Source organism: Sorangium sp. So ce131, assembly GCF_051519095.1.
In the GTDB taxonomy this organism is placed as follows: Bacteria; Myxococcota_A; Polyangia; order Polyangiales; family Polyangiaceae; genus Sorangium.
Genome location: NZ_CP150455.1, coordinates 78570 through 92359, shown reverse-complemented (window position 1 = coordinate 92359; position 13790 = coordinate 78570). Strand labels below are relative to the sequence as shown.

At 71.9% G+C, this 13790-nt stretch carries 9 protein-coding genes; 7 read left to right on the top strand and 2 right to left on the bottom strand.

The window, feature by feature from the left end:
- The first annotated feature begins 49 nt into the window (after nucleotides 1-49).
- The 4 genes from WMF43_RS00340 (at nucleotide 50) to WMF43_RS00325 (ending at nucleotide 5003) form a co-directional block, all read left to right on the top strand.
- Complete coding sequence (locus WMF43_RS00340; protein WP_437676528.1) at nucleotides 50-1405, top strand: cyclic nucleotide-binding domain-containing protein; 1356 nt, start codon at nucleotides 50-52, stop codon at nucleotides 1403-1405.
- Nucleotides 1406-1656: 251 nt separating this feature from the next.
- Nucleotides 1657-2391 carry an STAS domain-containing protein gene (locus tag WMF43_RS00335; RefSeq protein ID WP_437676526.1) on the top strand — a complete coding sequence of 245 codons (735 nt, stop codon included), beginning with the start codon at nucleotides 1657-1659 and terminating at the stop codon, nucleotides 2389-2391.
- 601 nt (nucleotides 2392-2992) lie between these two features.
- The gene (locus tag WMF43_RS00330; protein ID WP_437676524.1) at nucleotides 2993-3625 is read left to right on the top strand and encodes a hypothetical protein; all 633 of its coding nucleotides are present in this window, start codon (nucleotides 2993-2995) and stop codon (nucleotides 3623-3625) included.
- Between the two features lie 355 nt (nucleotides 3626-3980).
- Nucleotides 3981-5003, top strand: coding sequence for an ABC transporter substrate-binding protein (locus WMF43_RS00325; protein WP_437676522.1), 1023 nt, complete (start codon nucleotides 3981-3983; stop codon nucleotides 5001-5003).
- Nucleotides 5004-5107: 104 nt separating this feature from the next.
- Here WMF43_RS00325 and WMF43_RS00320 read toward each other — a convergent pair whose 3' ends face one another.
- Nucleotides 5108-9010: a DUF4215 domain-containing protein gene (locus WMF43_RS00320; RefSeq protein WP_437676520.1), complete on the bottom strand. Its 3903-nt coding sequence runs from the start codon at nucleotides 9008-9010 to the stop codon at nucleotides 5108-5110.
- An 84-nt stretch (nucleotides 9011-9094) separates the two neighbouring features.
- Nucleotides 9095-10429 carry a hypothetical protein gene (locus tag WMF43_RS00315; protein ID WP_437676519.1) on the bottom strand — a complete coding sequence of 445 codons (1335 nt, stop codon included), beginning with the start codon at nucleotides 10427-10429 and terminating at the stop codon, nucleotides 9095-9097.
- 80 nt (nucleotides 10430-10509) lie between these two features.
- On the opposite strand from WMF43_RS00315, the gene WMF43_RS00310 reads away from it, so the two are divergent.
- The 3 genes from WMF43_RS00310 (at nucleotide 10510) to WMF43_RS00300 (ending at nucleotide 13788) form a co-directional block, all read left to right on the top strand.
- The gene (locus WMF43_RS00310; RefSeq protein WP_437676517.1) at nucleotides 10510-12315 is read left to right on the top strand and encodes a hypothetical protein; all 1806 of its coding nucleotides are present in this window, start codon (nucleotides 10510-10512) and stop codon (nucleotides 12313-12315) included.
- A gap of 488 nt (nucleotides 12316-12803) precedes the next feature.
- Nucleotides 12804-13175: a response regulator gene (locus WMF43_RS00305; RefSeq protein WP_437676515.1), complete on the top strand. Its 372-nt coding sequence runs from the start codon at nucleotides 12804-12806 to the stop codon at nucleotides 13173-13175.
- A 148-nt stretch (nucleotides 13176-13323) separates the two neighbouring features.
- Nucleotides 13324-13788, top strand: coding sequence for a chemotaxis protein CheD (locus tag WMF43_RS00300; protein ID WP_437676513.1), 465 nt, complete (start codon nucleotides 13324-13326; stop codon nucleotides 13786-13788).
- The last annotated feature ends 2 nt before the right edge of the window (nucleotides 13789-13790 follow it).

Sequence of the window (13790 nt, the reverse complement as noted above, 5' to 3'; positions counted from 1 at the left end):
GCTCGGCCTTCTTTGCCGCCGCGCAACGAACCCTGATATAGACGCTCCCATGGCCCTCCCCCCGGTCCTCCCGGGCTCGACGAACCAGGCGGAGTCGCCGATCGACCGGGCGCTCTCGCTCGCGCTCGCTGGAGAACACGACGCCGCGCTCCGCTGGGCCGCGGCGCTGGTCCGACACGACCCCACGATGCCGTCGGCGCTCTGCCTCTGCGGGCGCCTGCTCGGTGAGCTCAACCGGCAGGAGACCGCGCGCAAGGCGTGCGCCATCGCCATCGCCCGCGCGATCGACCTGGAGAACCTGCCGCTCGCCGTGGCCGCCGCGCGCGAGCTCGAGCGGTTCGGCGGCGATCCCGAGCCCGAGCTCGACCGGATCGCCGCGGCCTTCTGCAAGGACTCGCCGCGGCTCGGCGAGGGCGCGCCGCCGCCGCCGCCCCTGCCCACGGCGGAGGCGTTCCAGCCGCTCCATTCCGTGCTCACCGGCGCGCTCTTGCTCAACAAGGCGACGGAGATCATCCACGAGGCGACGCGCAAGCTGGCGGCCCAGACGGATCCCCCCGGGATCGCGCCGCAGCCGGTGTTCTCGGCCGTCGGGCGCGACGCGCTGCGGGCCCTGTGCGCGGCGTTCTCGCCGGTCTGGGTCGCGGCGGGGACGACCGTGATCGAGCAGGGCGCCGCGCGCAGCGAGGCGTACTTCGTCGCGCGCGGGGAGCTCGAGGCGCGGCGCCGGCGCGGGGACGAGGAGATCGTGCTCGCGCGGCTCACGAACGGCGCCATGTTCGGCGAGATGGCGCTGCTCTCGCGGGCGCCGCGCACCGGGAGCGTCGTCGCCACGCGCCCGTCGATCATCCTCGAGGTGAAGCGCGACGCGATCGACGACATCGCGCAGCGCGAGCCCGAGGTGAGCGTGGAGCTCGCGGCCTACTGCCGCGACCGCATGGTGGAGAACCTCGTCCGGATGAGCGACGTGCTCCGCGTGCTCCCCGAGGCGGACAGGCCCGCGCTCGTGAAGCGCTTCCGCACCCGGACCTTCGAGAAGAACGAGCGGCTGCTCGTGCAGGACGAGCGGCCCTCGGGGCTCTTCCTCATCGCGTCCGGCGAGGTCGCCGTGGTCCGGCGCGACGCCGCGGGCGACGCCGGCAGCGAGCCGCTCGTGCTCTCGACGCTCGGCCCGGGCGACGTCGCCGGCGAGATCGCGATGGTCCTGCGCCGCCCGGCGAACGCCGACGTCATCGCCGCCCACCCGACCGTGGCGCTCTACCTTCCGGCCACCGAGTTCATGGGGCTCGTCGAGGATCACCCGACCTTGCTGGCGCAGCTCTACAAGCTCGCCGTGCAGCGCGACGAGGAGACGACGAGCATCATCGCCGAGGAGGTCTCCGTGGCCGAGGACTTCGTGTTGATCTAGCGGCGCGGGGTCCTCCATCCATCGCGGCGTCACGCGCGAGCGGCCGCGCTCGCCGGGGCTCACCGTCGCTCGCCGAGGTCGCTGCCCGCCGCGCACCGGGGCGACACGCCCGGTGTGTTCAGGGATCGCAACGCGCGCGATTCAAGGTACGATCAGGGCTCAACCGGCGCGATCCTGGCGCGCCCCGGCCATGGGCCCGGGGTCGACGGGCAGCGCCGGCGCGTGGTCCAGGGACGGTGGGAGGGGATGTCATGAGCGAACCCAGAGGGAAGCACTCGATCGACAGGCAGCGCATCGAGCGCCTCGTGGCCGCGCTCTCCGTGGCGTCCGCGGGCAGGCTCGAAGTCGCGCAGGAGTGCATCGAGGTCGCGGACGAAGACGATTTCGGGATGCTCGAGGGGTCGATGCGCCTCTTCCTGGACGAGCTCGCCGTGGCCGCCCGGCAGAACGCCCAGGCGATGGAGGAGCTCTCCGGCGCCGCGCGCGAGATCGAGGAGAAGCTGCGGACCATCGAGCTCCAGCGGCAGGCGCTCCGGGAGCTCTCGGCGCCGATCATCGACGTGTGGGAGGGCATCCTCACGGTCCCGCTGGTCGGGCCGCTCGACGGGGACCGGGCGGCCGACATGATGGACAAGCTCCTCACGCGGGTGGCCGACAGCGACGTGCAATGGGTGCTCATCGACATGACGGGCGTGCCGATCGTCGACACGGAGACGGCGGATCGGCTGCTCAAGCTGGCGAGCGCGGTGCGGCTCCTCGGGGCCCAGTGCATCCTCACGGGGCTCGGGAGCCAGGTGGCGCGGGCGCTCGTCGACCTCGGGGTGCACCTCCAGGAGCTCAATCCGATGCGGTCGCTGCGGGAAGGGCTCCGGTACTGCCTCGCGAGGAGAGCGCCGGGGGCGGGGGCGGCGCGGGGGCGGAACGGAGGAGCGGAGCCGGGCGCGGCGGCGGGGGGGGCGAGGACGCGAGCGGCAGAAGGTGAATGAAGGACGGAGTGCCCAGACGAAAGCGCCGTCGGGTGGGGCGGCGCTCGCCGGCGTGGCGCGGGTGGGCGCTGGCCAATCGGCGAGGCTGGGACGAGAGAGCTTGCGCAGGAGACACCACCCGGCATGTCTCCCTTCGGGCCTTGATGGCTGAGACGTTATGGTGCGCGCCACACAAGGCGCGCCTGAGGCGTGGAGCCGTGAGAGACCTTAGGGTACCTCGGTCGGTGCTCGACGCGCCCACCCGCGCCACGCCGGCGAGCGCCGCCCCACCCGACGACGCTTGCGTTGGTCCGTTGGGGAGGGAGATGAGGTGGAGATGCGCAAGGGGGGTTTGCGAGATCGGGTGAGCGGGGGGCGCGCGGGACAGAAGGGTTGAGCGGGGCGGGGGGACGCGCGGGCGTCCGGGTGAGGTGTCCGCGCACCAGCACGGAGGATCCACCCGGATCGGCGACGACTCGGCTTCGGTGCGACGCGGAGGGGGCGTGTCCTCGCGGCGCGATCACACCGGCGAAGGCAGGATGCGAGGCGTTTGTCGGGGCATCGCACCTGGTACTACATTTGCTTGCGGTGGGGCGGTCCAGCGGGAGGAGGGTCGCGCGTGATGATCACCCAACACGAGAGCTCGGGAGCGGACGGCCACAGGCCCATGACACCTGTCAGCATAGCGCCTGTTGCAGCCAGCGTGCCGCCCGCGGGGGCGGGAGATCTGGATCTGGAGCTCGAGCTGCTCGCGCAAGGCGCGCGGCAGAAGAAGCGCAATCGGATCCTCGTCGCGACAAGCCTGCTCGGGGTCGGGCTGCTCGCGGCCACGGTCTTCGTCTCCGCCGGCAAGATCAAAGAGGCTGAGGCGGCTCAGGCCGAGGCGGTGGCGGCCCGCATCGTCGAGCAGGACAGGATCGCTCAGCTCAACCTCCAGATCGAAACGCGCGACAAGAAGGTCGCGGAGCTCACGGCGGCGCTCGAGGCCGCGAAGAGCGACGCGGAGAAGGCAGCCAAGGCCATCGCCGCCTACAAGGCCGCGGAAGAGGCGAGGGCGAAGGAAGAAGAGGCCGAAGGCGAGGAGACGCCGGCGGCCGGCGCGAAGGCGGCGAAGGCTGCGCCCAAGGCAGCCGCGGCGAGGCGCGGCCGCGCGGCGCAGGGACGCGGGGCGAGCAGCGCCCTGCCCGGGACGCGCGGCAAGAAGGGCGGGAAATGCGTGTGCAAGCAGGGCGACCCGCTCTGCGGCTGCCTCTGAGCAGCACCCGCGCAAACGCCGCCGCGAAACGCGCGAATCGGAGCGGACACACGCGCTCCACGCCGTCGAGCGGACACGCACGCTCCGCGCCGTCGAGCGGACACGCACGCTCCGCGCCGTCGAGCGGACACGCACGCTCCGCGCGGTGAACACGCCGCGTTCGGTCGCCATGGCAAATCAGCCAGTCGGGCTCCACGGCGGCTCGTGCGGACCCAGGTGCGCAGGTGCCCCTCGAGCAGGCCGGGAGCACGCCCGCTGGACGACCTGCCGAAATTCATGAGACCATCGCCGCCTGATTCACACTCAAGGCAGCATTCCCTGGTCTCACTGAAATTTCTACCCGCATGAGCCTCCTATGAACGCGCGCGTCTTCGGATTTCTATTCTGGTTCGGCCTCGTCTTTGCTGCGTTCGGCTGCTCGCGAGAGCAGGCCCCGAGCGCTGGAGCGACCGCCGGCTCGGCGCCGGCCGCCGGAGGGAGCGCCGCCGCGGCGCCGGCCAAGGTCAAGCTCGCCCTCAACTGGGTCCCCGAACCCGAGTTCGGAGGCTTCTACGCCGCGCGCGAGATCGGCGCCTACAAGCGGAACGGACTCGACGTCGAGATCCTCGGCGGCGGGGCGGGCGTGCCCGTCCTCCAGATGGTCGCCACGGGCAAGGCCGAGTTCGGGATCTCCAACGCGGACGAGATCATCACCGCCGTCTCGCGCGGCGCGGACATCGTCGCGCTCTTCACGATCTATCAGACCTTCCCTCAGGGGATCATGGCGCACCCCTCGCGGGGGGCGAAGAGCATGGCCGACGTGCTCTCGTCAGGCACCCTCGCGATCGAGCCGGGCGTGCCCTACGCGGCGTTCCTCAAGAAGAAGTTCGGCTTCGACAAGGTGAAGATCGTCCCCTACGACGGCGGCGTCGCGCGCTTCATCGCCGAGAAGGACTTCGCGCAGCAGTGCTTCGTGACCGCAGAGCCCGTCGCGGCGCGGCGCAAGGGCGTGGAGCCGACCGTGTTCCTCGTCGCCGACGAGGGGTTCAACCCGTACGCGGGCGTCGTGATCGCCAGCAAGGCGCTCTGGAAGAAAGATCCTGAGCAAGTTCGGGCATTTGTGCGTGCCTCGCGCGAGGGCTGGCGCGCCTACCTCGACGATCCGGCGCCGGCGAACGCGGTGATGGCGAAGCTCAACACCAGCATGGACGCCGAGACCTTCAAGACGGCGGCGGAGCTCCAGGAGAAGTTCGTCGAGACCGAGGAGACGAAGAAGAAGCCGAATGGGCTCGGCCAGATGACCCGCGAGCGCTGGGAGACGATGGGCAAGCAGCTCGTGGAGCTCGGGGTCCTCGAGCGCGCGCCCGCCGTCGACGATTACCTCGTCACGATCGAGTAGCACCGCGGGAGGGTTCGCCGCGGAAGCCCGGCGATCCCCGGGGAAACGGGGATCGCTCGAGCTCCGCGGCGCTCAAGGGACAGGCCGGCGCGCCCGGCCGAGGCTCACGGGACGTTCGGCGCGCCCGGCGTGATGGTGGCGGTGAACGCCCAGTCGTCCGCGGCCTGGTTGGTGTCGGCCCCGTCGGGCAGTCGGCAGAGCGAGCCGACCTCCGAATTGCTGTCCGCCTCCGTTGCCGGCAGGGCCGTGCCCTCGACGAGGTTCACGGCGGTCCCGTCGATGGTTCCGGCGGTGAGGCTCCCCTCGTAGGAGAGGGCGTCGATCACCGCCCCGGTCTCGGTGTTCATCAGCGCGATCCCGTCGGGAGCCCCGTTCTGCACCCGGTCCGTCTGGGCGCCGGTGAACGCGATCTTCAGCGCGCCCGCCGCCACGACGCCCGGCGTGGTGGCGGTGCCGACCACCGCCGTGCTGCCGACCACGAGGTACTGACCCACGGCGAGCGTCCCGGCAGCGCTCAGGTCGATCGTGTCGTAGTCGGTCCGGGCGCCGGCGCCGTTGACCAGCACGAGCGCATGGTCCGCGAGGGCCACGGGCGCGCCGGTGCCGTTGTAGATCTCGATGAACTCGGCCGAATCGCCGGCCGGCTGGTCGTAATCGACCTCGTTGATCACGAGCCCGCCCGTCGCGGTCGCGGCCCGCACGGTCGCGGTCAGCGAGCTCGCCCCGAGCGCCGCCGTCACGGTGGCGGCGGCCCCGGAGCCGCCGTCCACGTAGTCGAAGCTCGCGCCGAGCTGCCCGCCCGGGATGGCGAGCGTCGCCGGGAGGGCGCCAGCGTCCGGCGGATCGACCGCGAGGGCCACCTCGATGCCGTCCGGCGGCGCCGGGATGTCGAGGGTCACCGTGAACGACACCGTGCCGCCGGGCGCGACCCTGGCCGAGGCCGGGTCGATCGAGGCCAACACCGGCGCCTCGCTCGGGTCGAGCACACGCACCGCCGCGGTCAGGCTCGCGTCGCCGAGCGCCGCCGTGAGCGTCACCTCCTCGGCCGCCATCGCGCCGTCGAGCAGCACGGGGGCGCTGGTCGCGCCGGCCGGAACGGTCACGCCGCCGCCCACCACGGCGAGCGCCGGGTCGGCCGACGTCACCGCCACGAACGTGTCGGCCGGCGCCGGCCAGGAGAGCGTCACCTCGAGCGGCTCCGGGAAAGACGGCGCGGCGGTCTGCCCGACGTAGGCGAACGACGTCGCCGGCCCGAACGCCGCGAGCCGTGGCTCACCCCAGAGCAGGTCGCCCGCGCTGCGCGGCTCGATCTTCGAGTTCTCGTTGCGGTAGGTGAGGATCCCGCGGATCCTCGCGAAGCTGTCGCCCACCGCGGGGAACGGGCTGGCCAGGTACAGGAGGTCGTCGACGCGCAGGTCGCCCGTGACGAGGAACTCGTTGTACATCGTCTCGATCCCGACCACGTCGACGTCCTCCACCTCGACGAGCACCCCCTCCAGCTCGGCCGCGCGCGGCCCGCCGGTCGCGATGTCGGCGGGCGCGACGCGCTCCGGCGCGGGCACCGCCTCGCCGAGCGACGAGACCACCTCGACGACGGCGGAGCCGAGCTGGATCTGACCGTAGAAGTTCGTGACCACCGCGCTCGAGATCCGCACGCGATCGCCGACCGCCACGGCGTTCTCGGGGCTGTAGACATAGACGCCGGAGTTGGCGACGCCCGCGTAGACCGGGTCCCCGATCTTCGCCTGCACGAAGAAGCCGCTCGCGAACCGCCCCGTCACGAGCGCGTTCTCCAGCGCCACCGTCGCGCCCTCCGCGACCGTGCCGTTCTTGATGTCGTAGATCGACACCGTGCACCCCTGCGCCCCCGGGTTGGCCTGCGCCGGGCAGGGGTCACACACGTCGCCCTTGCCGTCGTTGTCCACGTCGGCCTGCTCGGCGTTCTGGCGCTCCGGGCAGTTGTCCGCGCCGTTCGGCACGCCATCGTTGTCGCCGTCGTTCGGATCCAGCTCGGAGCAAACCGTGCTGCCGGCGTCGAGCGGGCACACGTCGCAGGCGTCGCCGTCGCCGTCGCCGTCGAAGTCGGCCTGGGCGCCGCCGTCGAGCGGCCGGATCGGGTTGAAGACGGCGGGGCAATTGTCCGTGTCGTTCGCGATGCCGTCGCCGTCGCGGTCGCCGTCCGTCGGCTGCCCCGCATAGACGGTCGAGCCGTTGACCGAGGCCATCACCGGCTCGGCCCCCGCGCGCGACGGCGTGCAGAGCGGCTCGCGCTCGGGCGCGCCGCAGAAGAACGCGGGGTAGATCTCCCCGGCCGCCTGCTCGAGGCCGGCCAGATCCATGCCGATCTCGTCCTGCAGACAGACCTGCTTGGCCACGCCGCACACGTCGAGCTCGTCGCACGCGCCTTCGCCCCGGACCTTCGTCACCACGGCCGCGTCGCCGTAAAGGACCTTCCCGCCGCGCATCACGAGCACGACGTCCTCGGGATCGGCGGCGACGACCGCGCGGTGCGCGGCGCGCTCCTTGCCGTCGAAGATCGCGATGTCGGCGATCTTCCCCGTCGACAGCGCGCCGATCACGTCGTCCGTGGCCGTGACCGCGGCGGCGCTCGAGGTCACCATCCGCCAGAGCTCCGCGTCCGTGAAGAAGCCGTCGTAATACGTCTCGTTGAGCGCCGCCGCGCACCGGAGCTCGCGCAGGAGGTTCATCGACCCGGTCGCGATCCAGTCGGTGCCGAGCGCGATCTGCACGCCGAGCCGGGCGGCGGCGGTGACGACCGCGGTGTCGCCGTAAAGGGTGATGTTGGAGCGGGGAGACCAGATGAGCGCCGTCCCGTTCACCGCCATCGCCGCGTAATCGGGCGCGGTCAGGCCGATCCCGTGGATGTAGGCGCTCTGCGGCTGCAGCACGTCGTTGGGATCGCGGCGCAGGCAGATGAACTCGTTGCGCGCCGACGCCTCGATCCCCTCGGCGACGTGCGGGCAATAGGCGTCCTCGCCCTCGATGTCCTCCCCCGTCACCATGCTGCTCGAGTAGCCGCAGCCGCTCGCGAGCTCGCGGCCGCTCGAGTCGCGGAGCGGGAAGGTCTCGAAGTTGACGCGCTTCTGGCCCAGGCCCTCCTGGTCGTCCCGGTCGAGGTTGCGGAGCAGCCCGGCCTCGCCGCCCGCGCCGACAATGGAGGTCGCGCCGCCCATCAGGAAGCGGAGCTCGCCCCACCGGACCTGCGCCGCGCTGGCCGAGCCGGGGGTGTTGATCTCCGTGTGGTTGTTGTTGCCCGTGCGCCAGTCGTGCCGGTGCTCATAACGCTCGTCGGTCGGCGTGTACGGGCTGTTCTGCGTGAACGTGAGGTGGTCGTGCGTGTTGATCAGCGCGGGGGACACGACGCCCGTCGGGCACGTGATCTCCGTCGCGCCCTCCGCCTCGCAGTCGCAGCCCACACACGCGATCGCCCCCCGCTCGTCGACGAGCACCCGCCCGCCGAGGTAGACCGTGCCGGGGGTGAGCACGACGCCCCGGATCAGCGTGGCGCCGGCGCCGGGCGTGACCTCGCACGTCCCCTGCGCGAGCGGCGCGAGCTCCTCGCAGACGATCTCCTGCACCTCCGTCGTCGTGCAGTCGGCCTCGCAGCCGTCGCCGTCGACCACGTTCCCGTCGTCGCATTGCTCGCCCGGATCGACCGCCCCGTCGCCGCAGCGCGGGGGGAGCTCCTGCTCGCACGCCGCCGAACAGCCGTCGCCGCCGGCGGTGTTGCCGTCGTCGCATTGCTCGTCCGCGCCGACGACGCCGTCGCCGCAGCCAGGTCCGCCGGGCGGCTCCTGCGCGCACGTCGGCGAACAGCCGTCGCCGGCGGCGGTATTGCCGTCGTCGCATTGCTCGCCCGCGCCGACGACGCCGTCGCCGCATTGGCCGGAGGGGCCCCCGCCCGGGTCGTCGTCCCCGCAGCCGTACAACAAAAAACCCATCAGCACGGCGCAGAGCCGCGCGAAGCGCATCGACCGTTGAGGCATACTCCTACTCTAGGCGATGCGGACGCCGGCGGTGTGATGTTCCCATGACGTCCGCCGTTCAGGCGGCGCGCCGCGCGCGGGCGCTCAGGAGGCGCGCCGCGCGCGGGCGCTCGCGCGTGCAAGCGCGCTCACCGCGACGGCCAGCAGCGCGATCCAGCCCACACCCGCGAGCCCGCGCGGGTCGTGGGTTGCGCCCGCCGCATAACTGCAGGCGCTCTCGCGCTGCTGCCCGCTGATGGGTCTGCCATCCACGTTGCCGCCGGGGTTCGACGGGACGGGGATCGATCCGCCGCTCGAGCTGCTCCCGCCGGCGCCGCCGCCCGCCCCCGCGCCCCCGCCGCCTGCCTCGCAGCCGGCGGCCGCCTCGCGGAACGCGGCGAGCGAGCGCTTGGGAACGCCGCCCTCGCCGGCGAGGCCGTCGTAGTGGTCCCCGCGCGGGTCGTCGCGATAACGGGCCCAGACCACCCCGGCGACGTCCTCCCGCGCCGCGAGGGCGTCGAACGAGGCCTGCAGGTTGGCCGCCTGGAGCTCCTCGCCCGCGAACGCCGACTCCCACGACATGCCGGTGAGCACGAGGTCGCTCCGGTCGCCGCGCTCCTCGGCGAGATCGCGCGCCTCGTCGAGATAACCGCCGAGCGCCAGCGGATCCACCGCGCCGGCCTGGTGGATGAACGGCTGATACCCCAGGTACTCCCACGGATACCGCCGGCCGTAGCGCGCCTCGAGGTCGTCCCACACGGGCTGCGCGTAGAGCTCGCGCAGGTAGTCGAGCGCCGTGGACGGCGCCGCCTCGTCGGTCGCGAGCAGGCCGCCCGTCGTCAGCGAGATCGCGTCGGCGTTGAAGAGCGCCTCGTTGCGAGCGCGGATCTGCGCGAGGATCTGCGCGAGCACCCGGGGCAGGACGTAGGTGCAGCCGGCGTTCTGGGGGTCGTCGGCGTAGTCCGGGCGGGCGACGCAGTTCGGCTGACTCCAGATCTCCCAGCGGACGACGCGCCCGGCGAACCGCGTCATGATCGCCTCTGCCGCGCCGGCGAACTCCTCCACATACGTGTTGTTGCCGTCCTCGTCCGGATCATCATTCCAGTCGGACTGCCCTCCTCGCGCCGCGCGGTGGGAGAGCAGCCCGAGCGGCTCGAGGCCCGCGCCACGCACGGCGTCGACGATGGCGTCGTACGCGGCGAGCTGCTGCTCGCCCCAGCCCTCCGCGCCGTCGAGCCGGAGCTCGACCCGCGCGGCGCCGGCGCCGGCGCGCGCGAGCTGCTCGGCGTAGCCGTCGTCGAGGATCACCTCCCCTCCCGCGACCGGCGCCCCGGGATCGATGCCGTAGAAGCTGCACGGCACGCCCTCGGCGCCGCGGACCGGAAGCGCCAGGCAGAACAACGCGGAGGAGGCGGCAAGGGCGACAATGGCTGCACGCATGTCTCGAGGATAGCTGGATTGAACGCCTCGACCAAGAAACGACCACGGCATTGACCATCCATGCTAGGGAGACGCATCACATGGCTTCCCTGGAAGAGCAGCGCCAAGACAGGCGCGAAGAGCAGCACGGAGCGGCGGACGAGGGAGCGCACGACGAGGCGCGCGGCCCCGCCGCGGGCGCCCCTCCCGGCGAAGAGCACGAACGCGGCGCCGGGGACGAGGGGCAGGCGGCGGACGGCCTCGAGGACGAGCCGCAGGCGGCGGACGGCGCCGGGGGCGAGGCGCCTGTTGCCCGGCGCCTCGGCGACTGGCTGCGCGGCGCGCCGCTCTCCCGCCGCCTGCACGTCGCGCTCGGCCTCGTGCTGCCGGCGGTCCTGCTCGTCGTGAACATGGCGCGCGTCCGCTCGTTCACGATCGACGACGCGTACATCTCGTACCGCTACGCGCGCAACCTCGCCCGGGGCCTCGGGCTCGTCTACAACGCCGGCGAGCGCATCGAGGGGTACACGAACTTCCTCTGGACCGTGCTGCTCGCGGCCGGCGTCCGGCTCGGCCTCGACCCCGACGTGCTCGCCAAGGTGCTCGGCGGGCTCGCCGCCTGCGGCTCGCTCGGCGCGCTCTACCTGCTCTCGGACCGGCTGCGCCCGCTCGGCGTGATCCCCTGCATCGCCACGTGGCTGTTCGCGAGCTCGATCGTGCAGAGCGGTTATGCCGTCTTCGGCCTGGAGACGCCGCTCTTCATCCTGCTCGTCCTCGCCGGGACAGAGATGATGTTCCGCGAGCGCGACCGGGGCACCGGCTTCCCCTACTCCGGCCTCGCCTTCGGGCTGGCCGGCCTGACCCGCCCCGAAGCGCCGCTGTTCATCGGCATCCCGATGCTGTTCCTCGGCCTCCGCTTCTTCGGGCGGCAGAACCTCCTCCGCGGCGTCGTCTTCGCCGCGCCGATCGCGCTGCACATGCTCTGGCGGCACAGCTATTACGGCACCTGGCTCCCGAACACCCTGAGCGCCAAGACCGGGAGCCTCGCGGATCAGCTGGCCGGCGGGCAACGCTACCTCACCGAGTACGCGCAGCACACCGGGCCGGTGCTGCTGCTCGCGCTCTTCGGCCTCTGCGTGGCGATCGTCGCGCGGCACCGCGACGCCCTGTGCGTCGCGGCGCTCGCGCTCGCCGTGGCCGGCTACGTGCTCCTCGTGGGCGGGGACTGGATGCCGTTCTACCGCTTCATGAGCCCGTTCGAGCCGTTCTGTTTCCTCCTCGCGGGCCTCGGCGCGCGCGCGCTGCTCGAGCCGCTGCTCACCGCGCTCTCGGCCCGCGCCATGGACGAGCGCGCGCGCGGCGCGATCACCCTCGCGGCGAGCGCCGGGGTGCTCGCCGTCGGCGGCGCCGTGGCGCTCGGCGCCTTCCGGGCCACCAAGATCGAGCGCGCGCAGCACCACATCCTCGACGACGACAAGCGGTTCTGGGACAGCGCCGCCGGCGGCACGGCCGCGTGGTTCCAGCAGCACGGCAAGCCCGGCGAGATCGCCGTCGGCGACATCGGGTACATCGGGTACGCGACCGACTATCCGGTGCTCGACCTGCTCGGCCTGGTCGACCCGGTGATCTCGAAGCTCCCGGGCGGCTACACGCGCAAGACCGGCCCCGGCTACGTGCAGCGCGTGTTCGACAAGTCGCCGCGTTACTTCGTGTTCGTCGGCAGCGCCGACACGTGCGACAAGCTCCCGTTCCCGGCCCAGGAGAAGCTCCGCAAGGACCGGCGCTTCCGGGGCGTCTACGAGGTCGCCGGGATGATCCGGCACACGAAGGGCGGCTACTGGTGCGTCTACGAGCGGCGGGACGACGCCCCGCCGCCGTCCCCGCCGGCCGACGCGGCGCCGCGCTAGCGCCACGTCGCCCGGGGACGAAGGTGCATTGGCGAGCCGGCGCGACCCGGGTGGTGCACGCCCGACACGCGAGGTGAGCCCCGGATCCGGAGGACCCGCCGAGCTCCGGCCCGAACGCAACCCGCACATCGCTCCTGCAGGCGTGGTGTGCACTGCGGCGCACATCCGTCTACTTCGTTACCTCGACTCGTGCTGCTTTCCTTCACCCCTGCACCAGTAGGTGGCTGTGGCGAACGTCACGAGCGACCCGGGCCGACAGCGCCGCTCACCTCTCCACGCGCGCCGGCAAAACATCGCAACCGGTCGGCCCCAGGGAGCCTATGTGTGCATGCTGTAAATTATTACTTGGAGCTTGAACAAACTCTCATGGTAAGGTGACTCTACCAAGGGGGAGGCGTGCTGTAGGTGGGTGGATGGGGAGGGTCTATCCTACCATGCGTGGGGGCATGGCTGCGGCTGTGTCCGGTGCACCGGGTCAAGGGGGTGGAATGGTGTCTCGGAAGAAGATTCTGCTGGTCGACGATTCTCAAACCATTCTGCGCATCGAGCAGATGGTGCTGCGCGAGCACTACGACCTCATCACGGCGACCGACGGCGGCGAGGGCGTTGCCGTGGCCATGGAGCAGCGGCCCGATCTCATTCTCCTCGACGTCGTCATGCCGCACGTGAACGGATTCGACGCCTGCCGGCGGCTGCGCGCGGAGGAGGTGACACGCAGCACGCCGATCCTGCTCGTCACCAGCCGAAACGACGTCGAGCACATGGAGCAGGGATTCCGATGCGGATGCTCGGATTTCGTAGCGAAGCCCATCGATACGATGGAGCTCCTGGAAAAAGTGAGGAGCTGCCTTGGCGACTGATGCGGCGGGCGGAGCATCCGATGGCGCATACCGCGCTCCGTCCGGCGACGCCGCTCGATCCGGCTCTGTGCCCGACTATGTCGGTGGAGAGGACAGGGCCACGCCGTCCGATTTCACGGCGACGCCGGAGTCTGTCAGACCGCCCAGCTTGCGCTCGCTTCCGGCGAAGTCCCAGCACGTCATGCCGGGCCAGCTCTTCGCCTCGTCGGAGCCGACCGCGGTGACCACCATCGTCGGATCGTGTGTGGCGATCTGCCTCTGGGACGCCGCGACCGGCGTCGGCGGGATGAACCACTACGTGCTCCCGGAATGTCCGGGCCCGGGGATGGACTCCGCCCGCTTCGCCGATACCGCATGTCAGCGCCTCCTCGAGCGGCTCAGGGAGCTCGGCGTCTCCAGCCGGGCGCTGCAAGCGCACGTCGTCGGTGGCGCCTGCCTCATCTCCGCGTTCCGGGATCGCGGCACCCACCTCGGCGCGCAGAACGTCCGCGCCGGGCTCGCGTTCCTGCGCGCGGAGGGGATACAGATCGCGCAGATGGACACGGGCGGCACCCGGGGGCGCAAGATCGTCTTCCGGACCAGCGACGGCGGCATCTCCATCCAGCCCCTGTGAGC

Excerpts from the sequence above, each read along its gene's own strand:
- WMF43_RS00305 (WP_437676515.1), top strand. The coding sequence starts at position 12,804 with ATGGTGTCTCGGAAGAAGATTCTGCTGGTCGACGATTCTCAAACCATT.
- WMF43_RS00335 (WP_437676526.1), top strand. The coding sequence starts at position 1,657 with ATGAGCGAACCCAGAGGGAAGCACTCGATCGACAGGCAGCGCATCGAG.
- WMF43_RS00315 (WP_437676519.1), bottom strand. The coding sequence starts at position 10,429 with ATGCGTGCAGCCATTGTCGCCCTTGCCGCCTCCTCCGCGTTGTTCTGC.
- WMF43_RS00325 (WP_437676522.1), top strand. The coding sequence starts at position 3,981 with ATGAACGCGCGCGTCTTCGGATTTCTATTCTGGTTCGGCCTCGTCTTT.
- WMF43_RS00320 (WP_437676520.1), bottom strand. The coding sequence starts at position 9,010 with ATGCCTCAACGGTCGATGCGCTTCGCGCGGCTCTGCGCCGTGCTGATG.
- WMF43_RS00340 (WP_437676528.1), top strand. The coding sequence starts at position 50 with ATGGCCCTCCCCCCGGTCCTCCCGGGCTCGACGAACCAGGCGGAGTCG.
- WMF43_RS00310 (WP_437676517.1), top strand. The coding sequence starts at position 10,510 with ATGGCTTCCCTGGAAGAGCAGCGCCAAGACAGGCGCGAAGAGCAGCAC.
- WMF43_RS00330 (WP_437676524.1), top strand. The coding sequence starts at position 2,993 with ATGATCACCCAACACGAGAGCTCGGGAGCGGACGGCCACAGGCCCATG.